The organism is Actinomadura sp. NAK00032, from assembly GCF_013364275.1.
Lineage (GTDB): Bacteria > Actinomycetota > Actinomycetes > Streptosporangiales > Streptosporangiaceae > Spirillospora.
The window spans coordinates 3,209,981-3,234,639 of the sequence record NZ_CP054932.1; the positions used below are offsets into that span (position 1 = coordinate 3,209,981).

26 protein-coding genes are annotated in these 24,659 nt (G+C 73.3%); 16 read left to right on the forward strand and 10 right to left on the reverse strand.

Features of this window, described 5'->3' with window-relative positions; genetic code table 11:
- Positions 1 to 43 precede the first annotated feature (43 nt).
- The 3 genes from HUT06_RS15065 to HUT06_RS15075 all read left to right on the forward strand — a co-directional run bounded on the left by HUT06_RS15065 (position 44) and on the right by HUT06_RS15075 (position 1,439).
- On the forward strand, positions 44 to 418 hold the full coding sequence (locus HUT06_RS15065) for a helix-turn-helix domain-containing protein (protein WP_176196311.1): 375 nt from the start codon (positions 44 to 46) through the stop codon (positions 416 to 418).
- 119 nt (positions 419 to 537) lie between these two features.
- Complete coding sequence (gene thiE, locus HUT06_RS15070; RefSeq protein WP_176196312.1) at positions 538 to 1,206, forward strand: thiamine phosphate synthase; 669 nt, start codon at positions 538 to 540, stop codon at positions 1,204 to 1,206.
- 71 nt (positions 1,207 to 1,277) lie between these two features.
- A complete protein-coding gene (locus HUT06_RS15075) occupies positions 1,278 to 1,439 on the forward strand; it encodes a hypothetical protein (protein ID WP_176196313.1) in 162 nt (53 codons plus the stop codon).
- 28 nt (positions 1,440 to 1,467) lie between these two features.
- Here HUT06_RS15075 and HUT06_RS15080 read toward each other — a convergent pair whose 3' ends face one another.
- The 4 genes from HUT06_RS15080 to HUT06_RS15095 form a co-directional block, all read right to left on the reverse strand.
- Entirely contained in the window at positions 1,468 to 2,634 is a 1,167-nt protein-coding gene (locus tag HUT06_RS15080; RefSeq protein ID WP_254715187.1) for a serine/threonine-protein kinase, read from the reverse strand.
- A gap of 92 nt (positions 2,635 to 2,726) precedes the next feature.
- Positions 2,727 to 4,868: a glycoside hydrolase family 3 C-terminal domain-containing protein gene (locus HUT06_RS15085; protein ID WP_176196314.1), complete on the reverse strand. Its 2,142-nt coding sequence runs from the start codon at positions 4,866 to 4,868 to the stop codon at positions 2,727 to 2,729.
- Positions 4,868 to 5,428: a carboxymuconolactone decarboxylase family protein gene (locus tag HUT06_RS15090; RefSeq protein WP_176196315.1), complete on the reverse strand. Its 561-nt coding sequence runs from the start codon at positions 5,426 to 5,428 to the stop codon at positions 4,868 to 4,870. Before HUT06_RS15090 ends, HUT06_RS15085 begins: the two co-directional genes overlap by 1 nt.
- Before the next feature lie 77 nt (positions 5,429 to 5,505).
- Complete coding sequence (locus HUT06_RS15095; protein ID WP_176196316.1) at positions 5,506 to 6,558, reverse strand: polyprenyl synthetase family protein; 1,053 nt, start codon at positions 6,556 to 6,558, stop codon at positions 5,506 to 5,508.
- A gap of 159 nt (positions 6,559 to 6,717) precedes the next feature.
- Between HUT06_RS15095 and metF the strand changes: the two genes are divergently transcribed.
- Positions 6,718 to 7,653, forward strand: a complete 936-nt coding sequence (metF, locus tag HUT06_RS15100; protein WP_176196317.1) for a methylenetetrahydrofolate reductase [NAD(P)H] — start codon at positions 6,718 to 6,720, stop codon at positions 7,651 to 7,653.
- On the opposite strand, the gene HUT06_RS15105 is transcribed toward metF, so the two are convergent.
- The 5 genes from HUT06_RS15105 to HUT06_RS15125 form a co-directional block, all read right to left on the reverse strand.
- Positions 7,590 to 8,192 carry a GNAT family N-acetyltransferase gene (locus tag HUT06_RS15105; RefSeq protein ID WP_254715188.1) on the reverse strand — a complete coding sequence of 201 codons (603 nt, stop codon included), beginning with the start codon at positions 8,190 to 8,192 and terminating at the stop codon, positions 7,590 to 7,592. The two genes, metF and HUT06_RS15105, sit on opposite strands and share 64 nt — an antisense overlap.
- Before the next feature lie 10 nt (positions 8,193 to 8,202).
- On the reverse strand, positions 8,203 to 8,535 hold the full coding sequence (locus HUT06_RS15110) for a hypothetical protein (protein ID WP_176196318.1): 333 nt from the start codon (positions 8,533 to 8,535) through the stop codon (positions 8,203 to 8,205).
- Between the two features lie 18 nt (positions 8,536 to 8,553).
- Positions 8,554 to 9,402: a hypothetical protein gene (locus tag HUT06_RS15115; RefSeq protein ID WP_176196319.1), complete on the reverse strand. Its 849-nt coding sequence runs from the start codon at positions 9,400 to 9,402 to the stop codon at positions 8,554 to 8,556.
- Positions 9,403 to 9,471: 69 nt separating this feature from the next.
- Positions 9,472 to 9,822, reverse strand: a complete 351-nt coding sequence (locus tag HUT06_RS15120) for an arsenate reductase family protein (protein WP_176196320.1) — start codon at positions 9,820 to 9,822, stop codon at positions 9,472 to 9,474.
- Positions 9,822 to 10,286, reverse strand: coding sequence for a YbaK/EbsC family protein (locus tag HUT06_RS15125; protein WP_176196321.1), 465 nt, complete (start codon positions 10,284 to 10,286; stop codon positions 9,822 to 9,824). Before HUT06_RS15125 ends, HUT06_RS15120 begins: the two co-directional genes overlap by 1 nt.
- A 23-nt stretch (positions 10,287 to 10,309) precedes the next feature.
- On the opposite strand from HUT06_RS15125, the gene HUT06_RS15130 reads away from it, so the two are divergent.
- The 7 genes from HUT06_RS15130 (at position 10,310) to HUT06_RS15160 (ending at position 16,370) form a co-directional block, all read left to right on the forward strand.
- Positions 10,310 to 11,107, forward strand: a complete 798-nt coding sequence (locus HUT06_RS15130) for a L,D-transpeptidase family protein (RefSeq protein ID WP_176196322.1) — start codon at positions 10,310 to 10,312, stop codon at positions 11,105 to 11,107.
- 247 nt (positions 11,108 to 11,354) lie between these two features.
- On the forward strand, positions 11,355 to 11,852 hold the full coding sequence (locus tag HUT06_RS15135; RefSeq protein ID WP_176196323.1) for an SAV_6107 family HEPN domain-containing protein: 498 nt from the start codon (positions 11,355 to 11,357) through the stop codon (positions 11,850 to 11,852).
- Positions 11,853 to 12,208: 356 nt separating this feature from the next.
- Positions 12,209 to 13,390 (forward strand): CoA transferase, encoded by a 1,182-nt coding sequence (locus HUT06_RS15140; RefSeq protein ID WP_176196324.1) that lies wholly within the window; start codon positions 12,209 to 12,211, stop codon positions 13,388 to 13,390.
- A 72-nt stretch (positions 13,391 to 13,462) separates the two neighbouring features.
- Positions 13,463 to 14,152: a Crp/Fnr family transcriptional regulator gene (locus HUT06_RS15145; protein ID WP_176196325.1), complete on the forward strand. Its 690-nt coding sequence runs from the start codon at positions 13,463 to 13,465 to the stop codon at positions 14,150 to 14,152.
- Between the two features lie 88 nt (positions 14,153 to 14,240).
- The gene (locus HUT06_RS15150; protein WP_176196326.1) at positions 14,241 to 14,468 is read left to right on the forward strand and encodes a hypothetical protein; all 228 of its coding nucleotides are present in this window, start codon (positions 14,241 to 14,243) and stop codon (positions 14,466 to 14,468) included.
- A gap of 61 nt (positions 14,469 to 14,529) precedes the next feature.
- Positions 14,530 to 14,823, forward strand: coding sequence for a hypothetical protein (locus HUT06_RS15155; protein WP_176196327.1), 294 nt, complete (start codon positions 14,530 to 14,532; stop codon positions 14,821 to 14,823).
- 137 nt (positions 14,824 to 14,960) lie between these two features.
- Positions 14,961 to 16,370 (forward strand): MFS transporter, encoded by a 1,410-nt coding sequence (locus tag HUT06_RS15160; protein ID WP_254715189.1) that lies wholly within the window; start codon positions 14,961 to 14,963, stop codon positions 16,368 to 16,370.
- Between the two features lie 36 nt (positions 16,371 to 16,406).
- Here the strand turns inward: HUT06_RS15160 and HUT06_RS15165 are convergent, their stop codons facing one another.
- Positions 16,407 to 16,901: a transcriptional regulator gene (locus HUT06_RS15165; RefSeq protein WP_021597992.1), complete on the reverse strand. Its 495-nt coding sequence runs from the start codon at positions 16,899 to 16,901 to the stop codon at positions 16,407 to 16,409.
- A gap of 426 nt (positions 16,902 to 17,327) precedes the next feature.
- On the opposite strand from HUT06_RS15165, the gene pyrR reads away from it, so the two are divergent.
- The 5 genes from pyrR to carB are packed head-to-tail and all read left to right on the forward strand — an operon-like array spanning position 17,328 to position 24,634.
- Positions 17,328 to 17,903, forward strand: coding sequence for a bifunctional pyr operon transcriptional regulator/uracil phosphoribosyltransferase PyrR (pyrR, locus tag HUT06_RS15170; protein ID WP_254715190.1), 576 nt, complete (start codon positions 17,328 to 17,330; stop codon positions 17,901 to 17,903).
- Positions 17,900 to 18,841, forward strand: coding sequence for an aspartate carbamoyltransferase catalytic subunit (locus HUT06_RS15175; RefSeq protein ID WP_176196330.1), 942 nt, complete (start codon positions 17,900 to 17,902; stop codon positions 18,839 to 18,841). Before pyrR ends, HUT06_RS15175 begins: the two co-directional genes overlap by 4 nt.
- Positions 18,838 to 20,124 carry a dihydroorotase gene (locus HUT06_RS15180; protein ID WP_176196331.1) on the forward strand — a complete coding sequence of 429 codons (1,287 nt, stop codon included), beginning with the start codon at positions 18,838 to 18,840 and terminating at the stop codon, positions 20,122 to 20,124. Before HUT06_RS15175 ends, HUT06_RS15180 begins: the two co-directional genes overlap by 4 nt.
- The gene (gene carA, locus HUT06_RS15185) at positions 20,121 to 21,239 is read left to right on the forward strand and encodes a glutamine-hydrolyzing carbamoyl-phosphate synthase small subunit (RefSeq protein ID WP_176196332.1); all 1,119 of its coding nucleotides are present in this window, start codon (positions 20,121 to 20,123) and stop codon (positions 21,237 to 21,239) included. Before HUT06_RS15180 ends, carA begins: the two co-directional genes overlap by 4 nt.
- Positions 21,239 to 24,634, forward strand: a complete 3,396-nt coding sequence (gene carB / locus HUT06_RS15190; RefSeq protein WP_254715191.1) for a carbamoyl-phosphate synthase large subunit — start codon at positions 21,239 to 21,241, stop codon at positions 24,632 to 24,634. Before carA ends, carB begins: the two co-directional genes overlap by 1 nt.
- The last annotated feature ends 25 nt before the right edge of the window (positions 24,635 to 24,659 follow it).

Below are 24,659 nucleotides of genomic sequence, written 5' to 3' on the forward strand. Positions count from 1 at the left end.
TTTGAGGCTTCCGAAGGCGTGGTAGCAAGGGGGCGTGACGCAGATGCACGCAACCGTTGACAGCGCACTCGACCCCCGGACCGACGCCCTCGCCGGCGACTGGCTCACCCTCCGCGAGACCGCCGAACGGCTCGGGATCCGGCCCAACCGGATCAAGCAGCTCATCCACGAGCACCGCATCCTCGCGGTGCGCCGGGAGGGGCAGCCGATGGTGCCCGCGGCGTTCATCCAGGACGGCCAGGTCATCAAGGGCCTGCCCGGCACGCTGACGCTGCTGTCGGACGCCGGGTTCGACGACGTCGAGACGATCCGCTGGCTGTTCACCGCCGACGACACGCTGCCCGGCACGCCGGTGGACGCGCTCAGCGAGAACCGGGGGACCGAGGTCCGCCGCCGCGCCCAGGCCCTCGCCTTCTAACCCCGGCGGCACCGCAGGAACACGCACATGACACGATCGCGGGGTCGTGCGGCGGGAGCACCGCCGCGCGGCCCCGCGATCCAGCATGATCCGAACCCGTGAAAGGACGTGCCCCGGCCGTGTCCAGGCATCTCCCCTCCGAACGCGCCGTCGCGCTGCGCGCCCGGCTCGGCCGGGCCCGCCTCTACCTGTGCACCGACGCGCGGGAGCGGCAGGGCGACCTGCCGGAGTTCCTGGACGCCGTCCTCGCGAACGGCGTCGACATCGTCCAGCTCCGCCAGAAGGGCCTGGAGGCCCGGCGGGAGATGGCCCACCTGGAGGTCTTCCGGGCGGCCTGCGACCGGCACGGCGCGCTCCTCGCCGTCAACGACCGGGCCGACGTGGCGCACGCCGTCCGCGCGGACGTGCTGCACCTCGGCCAGGACGACCTGCCGGTGCCCGCCGCCCGCGAGATCGTCGGCGGCGACGTGCTGATCGGCCGGTCCACGCACTCCGGCGAGCAGGCGTCGGCGGCGGCCGCCGAGCCCGGCGCCGACTACTTCTGCGCGGGCCCGGTGTGGCCCACGCCGACCAAGCCCGGCCGCCCCGCGCCCGGCCCGAAGCTGCTGGAGTACGTGGCGGCGCAGCGGCCGGCGCGGCCCTGGTTCGCGATCGGCGGCATCGACCTCGGCACCCTCGACACGGTGCTGGCCGCGGGCGCGGCCCGCGTCGTCGTGGTCCGGGCGATCACCGAGGCGGACGACCCCGGCGCCGCCGCCGCGCAGTTCGCGCGCCGGCTCGCGGCCTGAGCGTTCCCTGGGCCCGGGTTTGACCCGGATCACGGTGCGGGACGGCGGGACGATCACCGACAATGGGGATCATGACCCTGGGACCCGACGACGACCGCACCGTCGAACTGGACGACGACCCGCCGATCCTGCCCGACCAGACGTCCGACGACACCGACGTCGGCTGGGGCGAGTGGCGCGGCGGCGGCGACGATGACTCCCGCCTGCTGGAGGAGCGCCCGCCGCACTGGTAGCGCCCGCCCGGACGGGTGACGCGCCGGCTCAGAACATCATGCCGAGCGCGAACCCGGCGATGACGACGGCGCCGAGCGCGACCATCATCCGCCAGCGGTAGCGCGGGATGCGCTTCGGGCGCGGCTTCGGCGCGGGCGTGCGGCCCTCCCGCAGCGCCCGGACGAGCTGCGGCGCGGTCGGCCGCGCCGCCGGGTTCTTGTCCAGGCAGCGGGCGGCGAGGTCGCGCAGCGGGCCGCGCATGTCGCCGAGGTCCGGCGGCCGGGTGGTGACGCGCCGCATCACGGCGGCGCTCGGCCCGGTGCCGAACGGCGGCCGCCCGGTCGCGGCGAACACCATCGCGGCGCCCCAGGCGAACACGTCGGCGGGCGGCCCGACCGGCTCGTCCTCGATCTGCTCGGGCGCCATGTAGGCGGGTGTGCCGACCGGGCCGGTGGTCAGCGGCGTGGCGGGCCCGAGGGCGTCGGTGGTGCGGGCGATGCCGAAGTCGATGACCTTGGCGCCGTCCGGGCCGAGCAGCACGTTGCCGGGCTTGAAGTCGCGGTGCACGATCCCGGCGCGGTGGATCGCGGCCAGCGCCGCCGCCGTCCGCAGCGCGGCCTTGCGCAGCTGCGGGGCGGGCAGCGGGCCCCGGTCGGCGACGACCTGCTGCAGCGACGGGCCCTCGACGTACTCGCTGACGATGTAGGGGCGGTCGCCGGTCATGTCGGCGTCCAGGACGCGCGCTGTGTGCCGCCCGGACACCTGCAGCGCCGCCTCCGCCTCCTTGACGAAGCGGCTGCGCGCCCGCTGCCCGGCCGCCACGCCGCCGCGCAGCAGCTTGACGGTGACGAGCCCGCCCTCACGGTCGCGGCCGAGGTAGACGACGCCCTGGCCGCCCTCGCCCAGCCGGGCGAGCAGCGTGTAGCCGGCGAGGCGGCGCGGGTCGTCCGGGCCGAGCGGCGTGCCGGGCCCGCGGTCCTGCGCGGGCCGGGACGCGGCGGTCGGGCGCGCCTGGCCCGCGTGGGCCTGGCCCACGCGTCCCTGCTTGGCGCCCGCGGGCTTGGCCACGGCCTGCTGGGCGGCCTGCTTGGCGGGCTGCTTGGCGGTGGGCGGGGCCGGGCGCGGCTTGGTCGCGCGGCCGGGTCGCCCGGTCCGGGCGGCGGTGGGACGCGCGGGGTGGGCGTTCGTCCTCCCGCGGGAGGTGTCGTGCGGCACAGGAAGACTCCGACTCGGCGGGGACGGACGAAGATTTCCCTATTTGTACCGCGCCACGGCTCCGCACGGCAGCCGAACCGAGATCTTTACTGCTACCCACATGTCCCCAATGCCCCCTTCTGGGTGATCTGGCGGGACGACGCGCCGACCATGACCTGGTAGCAGCCGTCCGCGACCTTCCACGCCTTCGCCTCCTCGTTCCAGTAGGAGAACGACCGCGCGGACAGCGGGAACGTCACCGTGGTGCTCTGCCCCGGCGCGAGCGTGACCTTGGTGTAGCCCTTGAGCTGCTTGGGCGGCTGCGGGACGTCCACGCCCGCCGCGGGCATGCCGATGTAGAGCTGCGGGACGGCGACGCCTGCGCGGTCACCGGTGTTGGTGACGGTCACCTGCACCGCCTTGGTGCTCGCCTTGAGACCGCTGTAGGCGAACGTCGTGTAGGACAGGCCGTGCCCGAACGGGAACTGCGGCGTGATGTCCTTCGCGTCGTAGTGCCGGTAGCCGACCAGGACGCCCTCGGAGAACGTGACGGTCTTGTTCACGCCCGGGTACTGCGCGGGGTTCCCGGACGTCGGCGCGTCGTTCTCCGCCACGGGGAAGGTCACCGGTAGGCGGCCACCCGGATCCACGTCCCCGTACAGGACGCGCGCCAGGGCGTTGCCCGCCTCCTGCCCCGGGTACCACGCCTCGACGATGCCCCTCACCTGGCCCGCCCAGGGCGTCAGCACCGGGCCGCCAGTGTTCAGCACGACGATCGTGTTGGGGTTGGCCTTGGCGATCTCGGTGATCAGGCCGTCCTGGTCGCCGCGGAGCGGTTCGCCGCACCGCAGCGTCAGGCACGACTTGTCGAAGAACTCGCCCTGGCTGTCGGTCGCGAACACGATCGCGACGTCGGCGGCCCGCGCCGCGTTCGCGGCGGCCGCGCGGTCGTCGCCGTCGTGGTAGGTGATCGCGGTGCCGGCCCCGGCGCGGCGCGCGATGCCGTCCTGCGCGCTGACGGTGGTGAACGGCACGACCTTCGCCGAGCCGAACCCGCCCGGGGCCTCCCGCGCGGCGCGGCCGATCAGCGCGATCCTCTTCGGCGCCGCCAGCGGCAGGGCGCCGTCGTTCTTCAGCAGCGTGATGCCGCCCTCCTCGATCCGGCGCGCGGCGGTCTGGCTCGCGGTCCGGTCGACGCGGGACAGGTCGTTCGGGTACGCCTGCCGGTCGAACACCCCGAACGCGAACATCGTCCGCAGGATGTTGCCGACGTGCCCGTCGATGGCGGCCTGCGTCACTTTCTTCTGCGCGACGGCCATCTTCAGCAGGAACGCGTTGTACTTCATGCCGATCGGCAGTTCCATGTCGAGCCCGCCGTTGGCGGCCTCGGCGGTGTCCTGCACGGCGGTGTGGTCGGACGGCACGAAGCCCTTGAAGCCCCACTCCGACCGCAGGATCTTGTTGAGGACGGCGTCGTCCTGGCACGCCCAGCGGCCGTTCAGCTTGCCGAAGCCGCACATGACGGTCGCGGCGCCGCCGTCCTTCACGGCGGCCTCGAACGGCGGCAGGTAGATCTCCCGCAGCGTGCGGGGGTCCACCTTCATGCCGAGCGACAGCCGGTCGGTCTCCTGGGTGTAGACGGCCAGGTGCTTGACCGACGTCATCACGCCCTGCGCCTGCGCGCCCTTGACCCACGGCACGCCGAGCGTCGCGGACAGGTAGGGGTCCTCGCCGAAGCCCTCGAACGTCCGGCCGTTGCGGGGGGTGCGCAGCACGTCCACGGTCGGGCCGAAGACCAGGTCGTTGCCGCGGTGCCGGGCCTCCCAGGCGACCGTCCCGCCGTACAGCGCCGCCGCGTCCCGGTCGAAGCCGGCCGCCAGCGCGATCGGCGCGGGCAGCGCGGTCGCCTTGCCCTGCCGGACGCCCGCCGGGCCGTCCGACATGTAGACGGGCGGGACGCCGAGCCGGTCGATCCCGCGGTTGGTGTCGGCGTGCGCGTCCTCGAAGAACCCGCCGAGCGGGCCGCCGAACGGGTCGTCGGAGGCCAGCAGCGCGATCTTCTCGTCGGCGGTCAGCTTCGGCAGCAGCAGCGCCGTCCGCTGGTCCGGGGTCAGCGCCGTGTCGCACCACGGCCGCTGCGCCGGGTCGCCGCAGCGCCCCGCCGCCGCCCGCGCGTCACCGGGCGCGGGCACCGAGAGCAGCGCCAGGGCCGCGGCGAGCGCGCCCGCCGCCGGGAGCCACCGTCCGGTCCGCATCAGTGCCCCTTCCCGTTCTGGAGCGGTCCCTCGTTCTGGACGCGCAGCGCGTTCAGGGTGAAGGCGACCATGTGGTAGTGGCCGATCAGCATGACCAGCTCGATCAGCTCGTGCTCCCCGAACCGGGTGGCGAGCTCCGTCCAGGTCGCGTCGGACAGGGTGCCGGAGGCGTGCAGCTCGTCGGCCGCGGTGAGGACCATCCGGTCGTCGTCGCTCCAGCCGTGGCCGTCGAGGTCGAGCCGGAGCGCCGCGATGTCGGCCTCGGTGAGGCCGGCGCCGCGCGCGAGCCCGCGGTGGTGCTCCCACTCGTAGTCGCAGGACCGGTGGTGCGCCGTCCGCATGATCGCCAGCTCGCGGTCGCGGGCCGCGAGGGTCCCCTTCATCAGCAGCATCGACCCGAACCCGATCCACGCGTGGAACAGGTCCGGGTGGCGGGCGAGCGTGGTGAAGATGTTCAGCGGCCCGGTCGTCGCTGCCACGGCCTTGAGGACGTCGTCCCAGGCGTCCGCTGGCAGCGGGTCGAAGCGCGGGACGCGGTTCCCCGAAGTGTCGGCGCACATGGCGACATTTCTGCCACCGATCAGTGGGAAAGTTCTAGTCCACTGGGAAAATTTGGCCGGATTGTGTCATTGGTTACTTACGTGCTGCGGGTGGTGGCGGCCACGGCCAGCTCGCCGAGGGCCTCCCGGGCCTGCGCGGTGACGGGCGCGGCCTCCAGGCTCTTCTCCGCCTCCCGCAGGTAGCGCTCGATCATCGCCTCGCAGGCGGCGAGCCCGCCGGTCTCGTCGATGATCGTGCGCAGCTCGTCCACGCCGGGCCGGTCCAGCGCCGGGTCGCCGAGGCGGCGCCGCACCGCGGCGGCCTGCGCGGCGGACGCGCGCTCCAGCGTCAGGGCGATCAGCACGGTGCGCTTGCCCTCGCGCAGGTCGTCCCCGGCGGGCTTGCCGGTCTCGGCGGGGTCGCCGAATACGCCGAGCACGTCGTCGCGCAGTTGGAAGGCGATGCCGAGCGGCAGGCCGTAGCCGGTGAGCGCGGCGGTCACGTCCGGGCGGGCGCCGGCGAGGACGGCGCCGAGGTGCAGCGGGCGCTCGATCGTGTACTTGGCGCTCTTGTACTCCACCACGCGCAGCGCCGTCTCGACGGTGGCCCGGCCGCGGGTGCCCTCCAGCATGTCGAGGTACTGGCCGCACATGACCTCGGTGCGCATCAGGTCGTAGACGGCCCGGCCGCGCCGCCGCGGCTCGGCGCCGAGCCCGCACGTCTCGAACATCTCGCTCGACCAGGCCAGGCACAGGTCGCCGAGCAGGATGGCGGCGCCGCCGCCGAACGCCTCCGCGTCGCCCGGCCAGCCCTGCGCGCGGTGCAGCGCCTCGAACCGGCGGTGCGCGGACGGCTGGCCGCGCCGGGTGTCGCTGGAGTCCATCACGTCGTCGTGCACCAGCGCGCTCGCCTGGAGCAGCTCCAGGGACGCGGCGGCGGCCACGATGCCGGGCGAGTCCTCGCCGCCGGCGGCCCGCCAGCCCCAGTAGCAGAACGCGGGCCGCAGCCGCTTGCCGCCGCTCAGCAGGGCGTCGAGGGCGGACAGCAGCGGCGCGAGGTCGTCGCTGATGGTCAGCAGCGCCGGGCGCTGCCGGTCGACGAAGCCGAGGAGGGCTTCGTCGACCTCCTTGCGGATACGGCTGGTCGACATGCCGAGATCGTATCCACCTGGGGCGATTCAACCCTGCCGCCAAAACGTGAGAAGTCACTGGATCTTCGGAAATAGGGGCATAACGCCCGTGAGGTGTGGTGAGCATCACGCGTATCGGCGGTTCGAAGCCGTCTCCAACGGCTTCTGTAGGCTTGGGGAATGCGACGCGTACGCCCCGACCGCCCCCCGACAGTCCGCGAGCTGCTGGCCGCGGGAGGCAGGTCCTTCTCCTTCGAGTTCTTCCCGCCCAAGACCGACAAGGGCGCGCGGAACCTGTGGCGTACGATCCGCGAGCTGGAGTCCCTGCACCCGACGTTCGTGTCGGTGACCTACGGCGCGGGCGGCGGCACCCGCGACACCACCGTCGACATCGTCGAGCGGATCGCGACCGACACCACGCTCACCCCGGTCGCGCACTTCACCGCCGTCGACCACTCGCAGGCCGAGCTGCGCAACCTCGTCGGCCGGTTCGCCGCCGCCGGCGTCCGCAACGTGCTCGCGCTGCGCGGCGACCCGCCCGGCGACCCGATGGGGGAGTGGGTCAAGCACCCCGACGGCGTCGAGTACGCGGCCGACCTGGTCCGGATGATCCGCTCCTACGGCGACTTCTGCGTCGGCGTCGCCGCGTTCCCCTACAAGCACCCGCGCTCACCGGACGTCGGCAGCGACGTGCGGTACTTCGTGGAGAAGTGCCGCGCCGGGGCCGACTACGCGATCACCCAGATGTTCTTCCGCGCCGAGGACTACTTCCGGCTCCGCGACCGGGTCGCCGCCGCCGGCTGCGACGTGCCGATCCTGCCGGGCATCATGCCGGTCACCCAGGTGAGCACGATCGAGCGGTCCGAGCAGCTGTCGGGCGCGCCGTTCCCGCCCGAGGTCAAGGCCCGGTTCGACGCCGTCGCGCACGACCCGGAGGCGGTCCGCAGGCTCGGCGTCGAGTACGCCGCCGAGCTGTGCCGCGAACTGCTGGAGCAGGACGCGCCCGGCATCCACTTCATCACGTTCAACAAGTCCACGGCGACGCGCGAGGTCTACTCGCTCCTCGGCGCCGAGGAGTACGGCGCGAGGGGCAGCGTCCCGCCCATGACCGCGTAGCGGGGCCCGCCGCCGGGGAACTCGAAGGCGCTCAGCAGGTCCACCATGCCGACCGAGCGGTAGAGGCGGCGGGCGGGCGTCTCGGGGCGCCGGTCGAGGGTGGACAGGACGACCGTCCGCTCCGGCCGGCCCTCGCACAGCGCGGTCAGCAGGCCGCGGCCGAGGCCCCTGCCCTGGGCCTGCGGGTGCACGTGCAGCTCGGCGACCTCGAACGCGTCCGCCAGCCACTCCTCGGCCTGGCCCGGCCCCTCCAGGTCGGACAGCGCCTGGTGGACGACGTCGTGCCACCACTGGCCGCGCGCCCCGTGGAACCCGTAGGCGAACCCCTGGACCGGGCTCGGCAGGACGGGCAGCGCCCCGCGCCGCTCGGCCACGAACGCGCGGAAGCCCGGATACGAGGCGTGCCGCTCCATGATGGTGTGCCGGCCCGGAAGCTGCTCGTTGGGCGGCTCCATCGCGGCCGCGTACACGTCCAGCATGGGGTTGAGCCTGCGTAGGAAGGCGCGTTGGTCGATCTCGCGCAGCTTCGGGTCCCTCACCCGCAAGAGCCTAGACCCGGGGGATGGTGCGCTGCGTCACGGAGAGCCGATCGTAGAGGTCCCAGAGGATGCGGTCGGCGGCCTTCTTCAGCGCTCCCCGATTGGCGTCGAGCTGCCCGCCCCACACGCGCGCCTCGGGGCCCAGCCACGCGTCCGTCCCGCGCAGGGTCTTCACCGGCGCGTCCAGGGCCTGCCTGAGCCGGTCGATGCTGCCGTAGGCGTCCGCGTACGCCTGGTAGAGCCGCTGGTACTCCGGGTTGGGCTGCTCTGTCGGGGACAGCTTGGCGGCGGCGGCACCGGTGAGCGGCAGGGGCAGGCTCCCGGGCGGCGGCGGAGCGGCCATGGCGACCTCTCAGGTCTCTCAGGCGACGGTGGTGGTCGCTTTGGCGATGGCCGCGCGCGCCCGCTCGCTCATGGGCGCACCGGCCAGCACCTGCAGCGCGACGGGACGGACCCCCGCGCGGTCGGCCTCGGCCAGGAACGCGCGCAGCCACTTCACGTCCATCACCATGTGGTGGCTGGCCACGCCCACCGACTCCTGGACGGCCTTCAGTCGCGCCTCGTCGCCCTGGGCCGCCTTCAGCAGATCGGCCGTCGCCGCCGGGCCGAGCCGCTCGTACAGCTTCTCGGTGTAGTCGGGATCGTCGGCGTTGGCCTTCAGGTGCCTCCAGACCGAGTCGGGGACGGGCCGCCCGTCCTGGACGGCCGCGACCACGGCGAGCGCGTCGGTCCTGGCGGCCTTCGCCGCGGACTTGCGGTCGGGGAAGTTGCCGATGTCGCCCGCGCCCCTCGGCGTGGGCTGCGGCGTGGGCTTCAGCGTGGGCGGCGCCGTCTTGACCGGCGCCTCATGGGACGGGGGCCTGGCGGGCCGGGGCGCCCCGGACGGGCCTTTGCCCGGCCCGCCCGGCGCCGGAGCGGGGGCGGGCGGCGGCGGGGCGTCGACCCCGCCGCCGGGGGAGGGATGGGTGACCGCGTAGTTGTAGCGGCGCGACAGCATCCCGAGCTGGTCGGCGGCCCACTGCGCGACCTGGGCGGCCTGCCGGTGCCCGGCCGTGGACACCCCGGGCGGGGGACGGTGCGCGTTCAGCCAGCCCTGGATCGCGTTCTGCGCGTCCTGCAGCTGCTTGACGACCTGGTTGAGCGCGGGCGGGTCGATCCCCCGGAACTGCGGGTCGCGCGCCGCCGGGCCCGTGCGCATCTGCGCGGTCATCCCACCTCCGTGTCGAGGTCGACTCGGTCACCGATCGTCGTGTCCTGACTCCCCAGAATCACACCGGTGTCACTGGCTGTCGAGGGCCTTGCGCACCGATTCCTCGTCCCGCGCCACCACGGCCGCGTCGCCGGTCAGCACGATCGGCCGCTGGATCAGCACCGGGTTGGCCGCCATGACCTCGATCCAGCGGGCCCGGTCGTGCTCCATGTCCTTGAGCCCGAGCTCCTTGGCGACCGGCTCGTTCAGCCGCGCCACGTCCCACGGCTCCGCGCCGACGCGCGTGAGCACCGCGTCCAGCTCCTGCGCCGTGGGCGGCTCGTCCAGGTAGCGGCGCTCGGTGTACTCGACGCCCGCCTCGTCCAGGGCGGCCTTCGCGGCCCGGCTCTTCGAGCAGCGCGGGTTGTGCCAGATCTCCATCACTCCACCTCCGCGGGGGTTCCCCCGGTGATCCTCAGCAGTTCCTCGTACGACGTGGGGAAGACGGTGTGCGGGTGCCCGCCGGCCGCCCAGACCTGGTCGTACCTGTTCAGCCAGACGTCCACGAGCGTACGGAGCGGGGCCGGGTGGCCGAGCGGCGCCACGCCACCGATCGGCTGGCCGGTCGCCTCCCGGACGAACTCCGGCGTCGCCCGCTTCACCTTCGCCACGCCCACGAGGGCCGCCACCTTCGCCGTGTCCACCCGGTGGGCGCCGCTGGTCAGCACCAACAGCGGCGCTCCGTCGGCGTCGAACACCAGGCTGTTGGCGATCGCGCCGACCTCGCAGCCCAGCTGGTCCGCTGCGGCCTGCGCCGTCCGCGCGGAGTCGGACAGTTCGACGATGACCCCGGTCGCGCCCTGGTCCAGCAGGGCCTTCGCGACGATTTCGGCATTCGGATGCATGGGAAGCACTTTAAGCTTCCTGCATGCGCGGGATACCGGTCGACGTGCGGAAGAGCGCGGTACTGCTGATCGCGGCCGTTGCCCTGGCGGGCTGCGACGGGACGGAGCAGGCGGAGCCCCGGGCCCGGGAGGGCTCCCCGCAGGCGAAGTCGCCGTCCGCGAAGGCGTCGGCGCCCACCCCGACGCCGACTCCCACGCACCGGACGCTCAAGCCCGGTGCGAAGGGCGCCGACGTCGAAGACCTCCAGCGGCGCCTGAAGGAACTCCACTACGACCCGGGCAAGGTGGACGGCAAGTACGGGCCGTCCACGCAGATGGCCGTGTGGGCGTTCCAGGCGGTCAACCGGCTCAAGCAGAAGAGCACGCTGGGCAAGTCCTTCTGGACGGCGCTGGAGGCTCCCAAGGAGCCGCGCCCGATGGCCAAGAAGCGCGAGAGGAACCGCGTCGACGTCGACCTCAAGCGCCAGTACCTCGTCCTCTACAAGGCCGGGAAGCCGCGTCTGATCTCGCACATCTCCTCGGGGTCGGGGGAGTACTACTGCGCCAAGGACCGCGGCGCCACCGTCCCGCGCTGCCGCTACGCCACGACCGGCACGGGCGACTTCCGCACCGGGCGCCGCTTCACCGGCTGGGAGACCTCGCCCCTGGGGCGGCTCTACAACCCGATCTACTTCAACGGCGGCATCGCCTTCCACGGCGCGCTGGACGTGCCGCGGTACCCGGCCTCGCACGGCTGCGTCCGGATGCCGATGCACGTCGCCGAGTACTTCCCCGGCCTCCTCGGCACCGACGTCCCCGTGCACGTCAGGCGTCCCCGCTAGCCCGCCGGCGCCCCCGCAGACCCCCGCTGACCTGCGCGGCACGCCACGCGTTCGAACACGTTGACGAATCGGCGTCAGGCCTGTTTACTGGGGAATGCGTCGAACTTATGTTCGACGCTGGTGCGGGACTCGCGGCCCGCGCCAGGGCGACGTCCCCGCCGGTCGCGGTGTTTCGGCGGGACGGACGGCCGGGCGGAGTGAGGGGAAGCTCTCCGCCCGGCCGGCCCGAGCCCGGAAGGAGGCACAGATGTCCGGAACGATGACCGCACGCGGCGTCCACTCCGCCGCCCAGTCCGTCCCGCCGCCGAGCCCACGCCACCGCCCGCTGCCCGCGCCGCGTCCGGCGCACACGGCCGCCGGCCAGCTGCACGCGGCCCGCATGGGCCTCGCCGAGGCCGCCGAGGCCACCTCGCCGGCCGTGCGCTACGTCTGCGCGCACCTGGCGGCGCTGCGCGCCGCCGCCGCGGTGCTCGCGTCCAAGGAGCCCCTGGAGACCCACCGCCGGGGGCGCCCCCGCAGCGTGTGGGTGCTGCTGCCCGAGGCCGAGCCCGCGCTGCGCGAGTGGGCCGCGTTCTTCGCCGCCGGCGCCGACAAGCGCGCCGCCGCCGAGGCGGGGCTGCCGCGCGCCGTCACCCCGCGCGAGGCCGAAGAGCTCGTGCACGACGCCGAGGTCTTCGTCACCCTCGTCGAGGACACCCTCGGCATCGACGGGCAGCCCACGCTGCCCGTCCCCGAGGCCAGCTAGCCATCCCGGCGGCCCGTCCCCACCCTCCCCATTCCGGGACCGGCCGCGCCGGGGGCCGGGGCGCCCGCCCCGCCGGTCCGACCGCGCGGCGGGCGCCCCCGGCCCCCGGCGACCTCCGGACGATCGCGCCGGCGGCGGCCGCAACCCCCCGAGCCGGCCCCACCGGCGCGATCCCCGACGCCCACCGCACGCCCGGCGCGGGCAAGCTCGGCGCGGCCGACCAATGAAGCCCGCGGCCGACCCAGCCCACGACCCGCAGGCCCCGGCGGGGGGCGGGCATGTGCTGATGTGGCGGGTCGTTGGTGAGGCCGGGGTGTGCGGGGGCGGGGGCGGGGCGGGCTGATAGACATCGCTGCATGAGCGGAACCTTGCCGTTGGACGGGATGCGCGTCGTGGAGCTGTCGAGCTTCGTCGCGACGCCGCTCGGCGGGATGACCCTGGCGCAGCTCGGCGCGGACGTCGTGCGGGTCGACCAGGTGGGCGGCGGGCCCGACATCGACCGGTGGCCGCTCGCGCCGTCCGGGCGGAGCCTGTACTGGGCCGGGTTGAACAAGGGCAAGCGGTCCGTCACCGCCGACCTGCGGTCGGCGGAGGGGCGGGAGGTCGTCGCGGGGCTCGTCGCGGAGTGCGGCGTCGTGCTGACCAACGCGGCCCCGCGCCCGGGGCTCGGCTACGACGAGCTGCGGGCCGCCCGGCCGGACCTGATCCACATCCGGCTCCAGGGCACCCGGGACGGGGGCAACGCCGTCGACTACACGGTGAACGCCGCCCTGGGCTTCCCTGATATCACGGGGCCGTCCGGCCAGGACGGGCCCGTCAACCACGTGCTGCCCGCCTGGGACATCGCGTGCGGCCTCTACATGGCCGTCGGCATCCTGGCGGCCGAGCGGCACCGGCTGCGCACGGGCGAGGGCCAGAGCGTCCAGGTGGCGCTGCAAGACGTCGCCCTGGCCACCGCGGGGAACCTCGGGTACCTCGCAGAGGCGCAACTGGGCGAGGCCAGGCAGCGTCTGGGCAACCACCTGTTCGGCGACTTCGGGCGCGATTTCGCCACCGCGGACGGCCGCGTCATGGTCGCGGTCCTCACCGCCCGCCACTGGCGCGACCTGGTGGAGGCCACCGGGCTCGGCGAGGTGGGCGCCGCCCTCGAACGCGCCTTCGGCGCCGACTTCCGCCGCGCCGGCGACCGCTTCGCCCACCGCGAGGCGCTCGGCGGCGTCCTCGCCCCCTGGTTCGCGGCGCGGACCTGCGCACAGGTCGCGGACGGGTTGAAGGGCACGTCCGTCCTGTGGTCCCGGTACCGGGGCTTCGCCGAGGTGGCGGCGGGGCTGCGCGACGAGCCCCTCATGGCGCCGCTCGACCAGCCGGGCATCGGCCCCCATCTCGCCCCGGGCTCGCCGCTGCGCCTCGGCGGCGCCTCGCTGCCGCCGGTACCGGCGCCCGCGCTGGGCGAGCACACGGACGAGGTCCTGCGGGACGTCCTGTCACTCTCCCCGGACCGGATCGCCGCCCTGCGGGGCGCGGGCGCGATCGGCTGACCCGAACGCGACGGTTACATTCATGAGTCCGGACCTGGCCATGCCGGTGCATGGATAATTACACTCGCCTCTATGATGGATGACCCCTCCGTCCGGATCATGGACGTCCTGGGCCGGCCGCTCGCGCCCGGGGAGGAGCCGCTGCGCTCGGCCCTGGAGGCGCTGGGCACGCCGGTGCAGTTCCCCGCCGAGCACACGATCTTCTGGGAGGGGCAGCCGTCGCACTCGGTGCTGCTGATCCAGAAGGGCAGCGTCAAGGTGACGCGGCGGGGCGCCGACGGTACGGAGATCATCCTGGCGATCCGCGGCGAGGGCGAGGTCATGGGGGAGGAGGGCGTCCTCATGGGCGAGCCCCGCGCCGCGACCGTGACGACGATCACCGACCTCGCCGGGCTGGACATCGCGGCGGACGCCCTGCTGGCCTTCGTCCGCGACCACGACCTGTGGCCGCTGATGTACCGGGCGGCCGTCCGCCGGCGCCGCCAGTCCGACCAGCGGGCGCTGCTCGCGCGGCTGGACGTGAAGAGCCGGCTGGCCCGCTGGCTGCTGGACCTGGCGGGCGAGGTCGGCGAGCAGGACGGGGCGGGGTGGACGATCGCGGTCACCCTCTCGCAGCAGGACCTCGCCGGGCGGATCGGCGCGTCCCGCGACGCCGTCGCGATCGAGCTGCGCAAACTCCGGGACGAGGGCCTGGTCAGCACCGGGCGGCGCAAGATCGTTCTGCACGATCTCGAAGGTCTGCGTAATATTGCGCATAGGTAGCTGTAGACATCCATTTCTCTTCATGTGTTAATACACATAAGAGAAGTCTGCAGAGGCTTCCCCGGTTGCGTCCGGAGGGCACTTCATCATGACGCTGCAGGTGGTAGGCGCGGTGTGCATCCTGATAGCGCTGATCGGCGGGGACTTCGAGGTCGGCGGAGTGGAGATCCCGCGGCTCTCGCGGGCCCGGATCATCGCGCTCGTCACGGCGGGCGTCATCCTGGTGGGGCTCGGCCTCCTGGCCGACGCGGGACAGGTCCCCGACCTGCCCCAGGGGCCCGCGCCCGTGGCGCGGACCACGCCCGGGGGGCCGTGACGGATTTCGTACAGGAGGGACGCGCGCAACCATGACCGATCACCTTGGTCCGTTCCAATCCATGTGGGACGCATGGGACGAGGCCGACGATGAGATGGCGCGAAAGCCCTTGTCGCATTTCCGCCGGGCGGTCGACATCCAGTTCGACGAGCTGGAGGAGCACCTGGCGCGGGGGGACGAGCAGGCCGCGGCGCGGGAGGCGGCGGACGTGGTCAGCATCGCCCTCAACCTGATGCGCCGCCTCGGGCACCGGCCGGAGGAGATCGCCGAGATCGTCCGGTCCCGGGCCGAGCACCGGATGAAGGGGCAGGCGCTCGCCATCCTCGACAAGTACGAGCGCGTCTACGGCATCTGACGCGACCCGGCATCTGACACGGCTCGGCATCTGACGCCCCGCCCGGGGGCGGGCCGTACCGGAGAGCGAGACGGCCCGCGATGTGTGCTTTGTCCGCATGTGAGATTGTTAGGGCGGCGAAGTACGGGAGGGGCGCGGTGGCGGTGCGGGACGGGCGCGGGCTTGTCCCGCTGCTGGCGTTCCTCGGGGTGATGGGCTACTCGCTGTCGATGGCCGTCGTGACGCCCGCGCTGCCGCAGATCCAGGAGGGCCTCGGCACCACCCCGGCCGGCGCCGCGTGGGCGCTCACCGCGATGACGCTGTCCGCCGCCGTCGCCACCCCGGTGGTGGGGCGGCTCGGCGACCTGTACGGGCCCCGGCGCGTGCTGCTCGCCGTGCTCGCGGTCGCGACCCTGGGCATGGTCGTCGCGGCGCTCGCCCCGTCGGTGCCGGCGATGCTGGCCGGGCGCGTGCTCGGCGGCATCGGCGGCGGCGTGTACCCGCTGGCGTACACGATCATCCGGGACGTCGTCCCGGCGTCCCGGACGGCGTCCGCGGTCGGGCTCATGTCGTCCATGCTCGGGCTCGGCGGCGCGGTCTCCTGGTGCCTGGCGGGCCCGATCATCGACTTCCTCGGCTGGCGGTGGCTGCTCTGGGTGCCCGTCATCGGGCTGGTGCCCGGCATCGCCCTCGCCTGGTGGATCGTTCCGCGCTCGGCGCCGAGGGCGGCGGCCCGGGTCGACTGGTGGGGCGCCGTCCTGTTCGCCGGCTGGCTGGTGGCCGCGCTCACCGCGCTGACCCAGGGCATGGACTGGGGCTGGACGTCGCCGGGCGTCCTCGGCCTGCTCGCGCTGTCGGCGGTGACGGCGCTCGTCTGGCTGCGGGTGGAGAGCCGCGTCGCCGAACCGCTGGTCGACCTGCGGCTGATGCGCGTGCGCGGCGTCTGGACGGCGAACGCCGCGTCGCTGCTGTCCGGCTACGCGCTCATGGCCGGCGGCCTGCTGTTCCCGCTGCTCGTCCAGCTCCCGGAGAGCACCGGGTTCGGGTTCGGCGGGACGGCCACCGAGGCGGCGCTCCTGCAACTGCCCGCCAGCGTCGGGATGACCGCCGCCGGCATGGCGGCGGGCGTCCTCGACCGGCGGATCGGCTCGCGCATGGTGCTGCTCGGAGGCGCGCTGATGACCGGCGCGGGCTACGCGTTCGTGGCGTTCGAGCACGCCGCCATGTGGCAGCTCTACACCGGCGGGCTGGCCCGGGGCATCGGCCTCGGCTTCGCCTACGCCGCCGTCGCGAACCTCGTCGTCGCCGCCGTCCCGGCGGGGGAGACGGGCGTCGCGACCGGCATCAACACCCTCATCCGCACGGTCGGCGCGTCCCTCGGGACGCAGGTCAGCGCGGTCGTCATCGTGGTGGTGCCCGGCGACGGCGGCTACACGGCCGGGTTCGCGCTGAGCGCCGCCGCCATGGCCGCCGTGCTGCCGCTGGCCCTGCTGGTGCCGCGCCGCAGGCGCCGGACGGGGCCCGGCATGGCGCCGGGCCCCGTCACGGTGGAGCAGGTGGTGCGGTGAAACTCGGTGATGCGGTGGAGCGGGTCGTGCGGTGAATCAGAACGACTCGACGGCGCGGCGCGCCTCCGGGTCGAGGACGCCCCAGCCGATCAGCTCTTCGGTCAGCTCGGTCGGGGACTTGTCGTAGATGACCGCGAGTGAACGCAGGTCTTCCTGGCGGATGGACAGGACCTTTCCGTTGTAGTCGCCCCGCTGGCTCTGGATCGTCGCGGCGTAGCGGGCGAGAGGACCGGCCTTGTCTTTCGGAAGCTGCTGCAACCGCTCTAGATCGATCACGAGCTTGGGTGTAGGCCCGAGCGGGCTCGGCGCGGCTCCGCCGGGCAGCAACTCGGATACCGGCACGCCGTAGAAATCGGCGAGCTCGGCCAGCTTCTGAACGGTGACGGCGCGGTCGCCCCGCTCGTACGAACCCACGACGACGGCCTTCCAGCGGCCGCGTGACTTCTCCTCCACACCGTGCAGGGACAGGCCCTGCTGGGTGCGGATGGCGCGCAGGCGCGCGCCGAGAGCCTTAGCGTATTCAGACGGCATTCTGCGGCCCCCCAGGCTCACTTTCGTCGTCGTTCGGACCCCGGTGGTGTCACCGGGGGGAGACAGGTTCATGAAGCCAGGGGGCCTCAGGAGTCTGTCTCCAGGGATGGTTACGGACAGTGACGGTAAAACGGGTACGGCCCCAGGTCAAGCTGATTGGAAAAAAGCGGTCGAATCCGCAGGACTCGATCCGGGCCGTCCGGATCGTCCCCCGGCGGTCGCGGCGCGCCGCGCCGGCCTCGCCCGGCCGTCCCGCCGCCGCTCCGATGTGACGCCTCTCACCTGCGAAGACGCCGACCGGTCCGGGTGCGGAGCGGTCCGGCCCGGCTGCTAACGTGGGGCCGACACAACGTCCTTTAAGGCCCGTCCAGTGAGGCGGGGAAGGAGGTTTCTGCGGTGAATGCTGCCCCCGGGCAGGAGCATCGCGTGGCGGACGGTGATCCCCGGCCCAAGGCCGTTCTGGAGGGTCCCGACATCCGCCGCGCGCTGACGCGTATCGCACACGAGATCCTCGAGCGGACCAAGGGCGGCCACGACGTCCTGCTGCTCGGCATCCAGACCCGCGGCGTGACGCTGGCCGAGCGGCTGGCCGGAGCGCTGCGCGAGGTCGAGGGCCGCCCGGTGCCCTGGGGCTCGCTCGATGTGACCATGTACCGGGACGACCTGCGGATGCGGCCCGCCCGCGCCCTCGGCCGCACCGAGCTGCCGCCCGGCGGCGTCGACGACCAGGTCGTGGTGCTGGTCGACGACGTGCTGTTCTCCGGCCGGACGGTGCGCGCCGCGCTGGACTCGCTGAACGACCTCGGCCGGCCCCGCGCGGTCCAGCTGGCCGTGCTGGTCGACCGCGGGCACCGGCAGCTGCCGATCCGCGCCGACTACGTGGGCAAGAACCTGCCCACCTCGATGCGCGAGACCGTGAAGGTCCTGCTGGACGAGAACGACGGGCGCGACGCGGTCCTGCTGGGACCGGCGGCGCCCGCCCCGACGGGGGGAGCCGAGTGAACCGCCATCTGATCTCCGCGGCCGACCTGTCCCGCGACGACGCGCTGCTCGTCCTGGACACCGCCGAGGAGCTGGCCCAGATCGCCGGCCGCTCCATCAAGAAGCTGCCGACGCTGCGCGGCCGGACGGTCGTCAACCTGTTCTTCGAGGACTCCACCCGCACCCGGATCTCCTTCGAGGCGGCGGCCAAGCGGCTGTCCGCCGACGTGATCAACTTCTCCGCGAAGGGGTCGAGCGTGTCCAAGGGCGAGAGCCTGAAGGACACGGCCCTGACGCTGGAGGCGATGGGCGCGGACGGCGTCGTCGTCCGGCACGGCGCCTCGGGCGCCCCGCACCGGCTCGCGGGCTGGGTGCAGGGCAGCGTCGTCAACGCCGGCGACGGCACGCACGAGCACCCCACCCAGGCGCTGCTGGACGCGTTCACGATGCGCAAGCGCCTCGGCGAGCTGGACGGCCGGCGCGTCACGATCGTGGGCGACGTCCTCCACAGCCGTGTGGCGCGGTCCAACGTCCTGCTGCTCGACACGCTCGGCGCGGACGTCACCGTGGTCGCGCCCCCGACGCTGCTGCCCGTCGCCATCGACACCTGGCCGTGCTCGGTGTCGTACGACCTCGACGCCGTCCTCCCCAAGAGCGACGTCATCATGATGCTGCGCGTCCAGCAGGAGCGGATGAACGCCGCCTACTTCCCGACCGTGCGCGAGTACAGCCGCCGCTACGGGCTGGACGGCGACCGCATGGCGCAGCTCCCCGAGCACGCCATCGTGATGCACCCCGGCCCGATGAACCGCGGCGTCGAGATCGCCGCCGAGGTCGCCGACTCGGTCCGGTCCACGATCGTCGAGCAGGTCGCCAACGGCGTCAGCGCCCGCATGGCCGTCCTGTATCTGCTGCTCGGCGGCTCCGAGCCCGCCATCGGCCAGGAGGTCGCGAAGTGACGACGTACATCATCAGGGGCGCCCGGATCCTCGGCGGCGAGCCCGCCGACATCCTGGTCCGCGAGGGCGCCGTCGCCGCGGTCGGCCGCGGCCTGGACGAGGCCGGCGCGCAGGTCGTCGACGCCGCCGGGCTGGTGGCCCTGCCGGGCCTGGTCGACCTGCACACCCACCTGCGCGAGCCCGGCCGCGAGGACGCCGAGACCGTCGAGTCGGGGACGAAGGCCGCCGCGATGGGCGGCTACACCGCCGTCCACGCGATGGCCAACACCGATCCCGTCGCCGACACCGCCGGCGTCGTGGAGCAGGTGTGGCGCCTCGGCCGCGAGGCCGGCTACTGCGACGTCCAGCCGGTCGGGGCCGTCACCCGCGGCATCGCCGGCGAGAAGCTCGCCGAGCTGGGCGCGATGGCCGACTCCGCCGCCCGCGTGCGGGTCTTCTCCGACGACGGGCACTGCGTGTCGGACGCGGTCATCATGCGCCGCGCGCTGGAGTACGTGAAGGCGTTCGACGGCGTCGTCGCCCAGCACGCGCAGGAGCCGCGCCTCACCGAGGGCGCGCAGATGAACGAGGGCGAGATGTCGGCGGCGCTCGGGCTGCGCGGCTGGCCCGCCGTCGCCGAGGAGGCGATCATCGCCCGGGACGTGCTGCTCGCCCAGCACGTCGGGTCGCGGCTGCACGTGTGCCACGTCTCCACGGCCGGCTCGGTGGAGATCATCCGCTGGGCGAAGAGCAAGGGCTGCCCGGTGACCGCCGAGGTCACCCCGCACCACCTGCTGCTGAACGACGCGAAGGCCGGGACCTACGACCCGATCTTCAAGGTCAACCCGCCGCTGCGCACCGCCGACGACGTCACCGCGCTGCGGCACGCCCTCGCCGACGGGACGATCGACTGCGTCGCCACCGACCACGCCCCGCACCCGGTCGAGGCCAAGGAGACCGAGTGGGCCGTGGCCGCGATGGGGATGATCGGCCTGGAGACCGCGCTGCCGGTCGTCCAGGAGGCGATGGTGGACACCGGCCTGCTCGACTGGGCCGGGGTCGCCGACCGCATGTCCGCCCGCCCCGCCCGCATCGGCCGCCTTTCCGGACAGGGTCGTCCGCTGGAGGCAGGTTCGCCCGCCAACATCACGCTGTACGACCCGTCGCCGCGCCGCGCCGTGGACCCGTCGGCGATGACCTCCAAGAGCCGCAACACCCCGTTCGCGGGGCTGGAGCTGCCCGGCCGGGTCGTCGCGACGTTCCTGCGCGGCGTCCCGACCGTCCTCGAAGGGAAGTTGCAATGAACCCTGCTCTGCTCGTACTGGAAGACGGCAGGGTGTTCCACGGGGTCGCGTACGGGGCCGAAGGGGAGGCCTTCGGCGAGATGGTCTTCAACACCGGCATGACCGGCTACCAGGAGACCCTCACCGACCCCTCCTACGCGCGCCAGATCGTGGCCATGACGTCCCCCCACATCGGCAACACCGGCATCAACGGCGAGGACCCCGAGTCCCGCCGCATCCAGGTGGCCGGCTACGTGGTGCGCGAGCCCGCCCGCGTGGCGTCCAACTGGCGGGCCACGGGCTCGCTCGGTTCCGCGCTGCGCGACCAGGGCGTGGTGGGCATCGCCATCCCCGGCACGCGCGCGCTGACCCGGCACCTGCGCGACAAGGGCGCGATGCGCGCCGGCATTTTCAGCGGGCCGGAGGCCCTGGCGGCCGGTGAGGAGGCGCTCGTCCGGCGCGTGCTGCAGAGCCCCTCGATGGAGGGCGCCGACCTCGCGCGCGACGTCTCCACCGCCGAGCCCTACGTCATCGCGGCCAAGGGCGAGAAGCGCTACACCGTCGCGGCCGTCGACCTCGGCATCAAGTCGATGACGCCCCACCGGATGGCCGAGCGGGGCTGCGAGGTGCACGTCCTGCCCGCGACCAGCACCGCCGAGGACATCCTCGCCCTCGACCCCGACGGCGTGTTCTTCTCCAACGGCCCCGGCGACCCCGCCGCCGCCGACTACGCCGTGGACGCGCTGAAGGGCGTCCTGGACGCCGGCAAGCCGTTCTTCGGCATCTGCTTCGGCAACCAGATCTTCGGCCGCGCGCTGGGCCTCGGCACCTACAAGCTGCGGTTCGGCCACCGGGGCATCAACCAGCCCGTCCAGGACCGGGCGACCGGCAAGGTCGACGTGTCGGCGCACAACCACGGGTTCGCCGTCGACGCGCCCGCCGGCGGGCCGTTCGACACCCCCTACGGGCCCGGCGAGGTCAGCCACGTGAACCTCAACGACGGCTGCGTCGAGGGGCTGCGGCTCCTGGAGCGCCCGGCGTTCAGCGTCCAGTACCACCCGGAGGCCGCGGCAGGCCCGCACGACGCCTCCGGGCTCTTCGACCGTTTCTGCGAGCTCATGGAGGCGTCGAAGTAATGCCGCGCCGCGAAGACCTGAAGTCCGTCCTGGTCATCGGCTCCGGGCCGATCGTCATCGGTCAGGCGTGCGAGTTCGACTACTCCGGCACCCAGGCGTGCCGGGTGCTGAAGGCCGAGGGCCTGCGGGTCACGCTGGTCAACAGCAACCCCGCCACGATCATGACCGATCCCGAGTTCGCCGACGCGACCTACGTCGAGCCGATCACCCCCGAGGTCGTCGAGAAGATCATCGCCAAGGAGCGGCCGGACGCGCTGCTGCCCACCCTCGGCGGCCAGACGGCCCTGAACACCGCGATCGCGCTCTACGAGAGCGGCGTCCTGGAGAAGTACGGGGTCGAGCTGATCGGCGCCGACGTGGACGCCATCCAGGCCGGCGAGAACCGCGAGCGGTTCAAGGACGTCGTCGCCAAGGTGGCGCGCGAGCAGGGCCTGAACGCCGAGTCCGCCAAGTCGGTCATCTGCCACACGATGGACGACTGCCTCGCCGCGGCCGGCGAGCTCGGCTACCCGCTCGTCGTGCGGCCCTCGTTCACCATGGGCGGGCGGGGCTCCGGCTTCGCCCACGACGAGGACGACCTGCGCCGCATCGCCGGCGCCGGGCTCGACGCGTCGCCGACCGGCGAGGTGCTCCTGGAGGAGTCGATCCTCGGCTGGAAGGAGTACGAGCTGGAGGTCATGCGCGACCGCGCCGACAACGTGGTCATCGTGTGCTCCATCGAGAACCTCGACCCGATGGGCGTGCACACCGGCGACTCGATCACCGTCGCGCCCGCGCTGACGCTCACCGACCGCGAGTACCAGAACATGCGGGACGTCGCGATCGCGGTGATCCGCGAGGTCGGCGTCGACACCGGCGGCTGCAACATCCAGTTCGCCGTGCACCCCGGCACCGGCCGGATGATCGTCATCGAGATGAACCCGCGGGTGTCGCGGTCGTCGGCGCTGGCGTCCAAGGCCACCGGCTTCCCCATCGCCAAGATCGCCGCGAAGCTGGCGATCGGGTACACCCTCGACGAGATCCCGAACGACATCACCCGGGAGACGCCCGCGTCGTTCGAGCCCACGCTCGACTACGTCGTGGTGAAGGTGCCCCGGTTCGCGTTCGAGAAGTTCCCCGGCGCCGACGGCACGCTCACCACGCACATGAAGTCCGTGGGCGAGGCCATGGCGATCGGCCGCTGCTTCACCGAGGCGCTGCAGAAGGCGCTGCGGTCGCTGGAGCAGAAGGGCTCGTCGTTCAGCTGGGCGGGGGACGCCGACGCCGCCGAGCTGCTCGAATCGGCCGGGCGCCCGCACGACGGGCGCCTCAGGGACGTCCAGCGCGCGCTCTGGGCCGGGGCGAGCATCACCGACGTGTACCAGGCGACCGGCATCGACCCCTGGTTCCTGGACCAGATCGCCGCCGTCAACGAGGTCGCCGAGGAGATCCGCACCGCCGACGACGCGCTCACGAGGGACAAGCTGCTGCGCGCCAAGCGCCACGGGTTCTCCGACGCGCAGATCGGCGAGCTGCGCGGCCTCTCGGAGGAGGTCGTCCGCGAGGTGCGCCACGCGCTCGGCATCCGCCCCGTGTACCTCACGGTCGACACGTGCGCCGCCGAGTTCGAGGCGCAGACCCCGTACCTGTACTCGGCCTACGACGAGGAGACCGAGGTCCCGCCGGGCGCCAAGCCCAAGGTCCTCATCCTGGGCAGCGGCCCCAACCGGATCGGCCAGGGCGTCGAGTTCGACTACTCCTGCGTCCACGCGTCCTTCACGCTGGCCGAGGCCGGCTACGAGACCGTGATGGTCAACTGCAACCCCGAGACGGTCTCCACCGACTACGACACCTCCGACCGGCTGTACTTCGAGCCCCTCACGCTGGAGGACGTCCTGGAGGTCGTCTACGCCGAGCAGCAGTCCGGTGAGGTCGCGGGCGTCATCGTCCAGCTCGGCGGCCAGACGCCCCTGGGCCTGGCCCAGAAGCTGAAGGACGCCGGAGTGCCGATCGTGGGCACCTCCCCGGAGAGCATCCACCTCGCCGAAGAGCGCGGCGCGTTCGGGCGGGTCCTGCACAGGGCGGGGCTGCTCGCGCCCAAGCACGGCACGGCCACCTCCTACGAGGAGGCCCGCGAGATCGCCGACGAGATCGGCTACCCCGTCCTCGTCCGCCCGTCCTACGTGCTCGGCGGGCGCGGCATGGAGATCGTGTACGACGACGCCACGCTGGAGTCGTACATGGCCCGCGCGACCGAGGCGAGCCCCGAGCATCCCGTCCTGGTCGACCGCTTCCTGGACGAGGCCATCGAGATCGACGTGGACGCCCTGTTCGACGGCGAGGAGCTCTACCTCGGCGGCGTGATGGAGCACATCGAGGAGGCCGGGATCCACTCGGGCGACTCGGCGTGCGCGCTGCCGCCCATCACGCTGGGCCACGAGGACATCCGCCGCATCCGGGAATCGACGGAGGCGCTCGCGCGCGGCGTCGGCGTGCGCGGCCTCATGAACGTCCAGTACGCGCTCTCCGCGGGCGTCCTGTACGTGCTGGAGGCCAACCCCCGCGCGTCCCGGACGGTCCCGTTCGTCTCCAAGGCGACGGCCGTGCCGCTCGCCAAGGCGGCGGCCCGCGTCATGATGGGCGCCACCGTCGCCGAACTGCGCGCCGAGGGCATGCTGCCGGAGACCGGCGACGGCGGGACCCTGCCGCTGGACGCGCCGATCGCGGTGAAGGAGGCCGTCCTCCCGTTCGACCGGTTCCGCAACGCCAGCGGGCAGGGCGTCGACATCGTGCTCGGCCCCGAGATGCGCTCGACCGGCGAGGTCATGGGCATCGACGAGGTGTTCGGCACCGCGTTCGCCAAGTCGCAGCAGGCCGCCTACGGGTCGCTGCCGACCAAGGGGCGCGCGTTCGTGTCCGTGGCGAACCGCGACAAACGGCACATGGTGTTCCCGGTGAAGCGCCTCGCTGACCTGGGCTTTGAGATTCTTGCCACGGAAGGGACCGCGGAGGTCCTGCGCCGCAACGGCGTGCGTGCCAAGATCGTGCGCAAGCACAGCGACGGCCCCGGCCCGGCCGGCGAGCCCACGATCGTGCGGCGCGTCCTGGACGGCGAGGTCGACCTCATCGTCAACACGCCCTTCGGCAGCCCCGGCCAGTCCGGGCCGCGGCTCGACGGCTACGAGATCCGCACCGCGGCCGTGCTGAGGGGCGTACCGTGCGTGACGACCGTGCAGGGCCTCGCGGCGGCCGTGCAGGGCATCGAGGCCGTCGCCGGCGGCCAGGTCGGCGTCCGCTCCCTCCAGGAGCACGCCGCGCGGATCGGCGGCGCCCGGGGCCGCGCGCAGGCGCCGGCCCCGACCGGCGGCGACCCCGACGGCGGTGCGGGCCGGGACGGCGACGTGCCGCCCGCGTGACGACGCGCCGGGCGGGCCGGGCGGC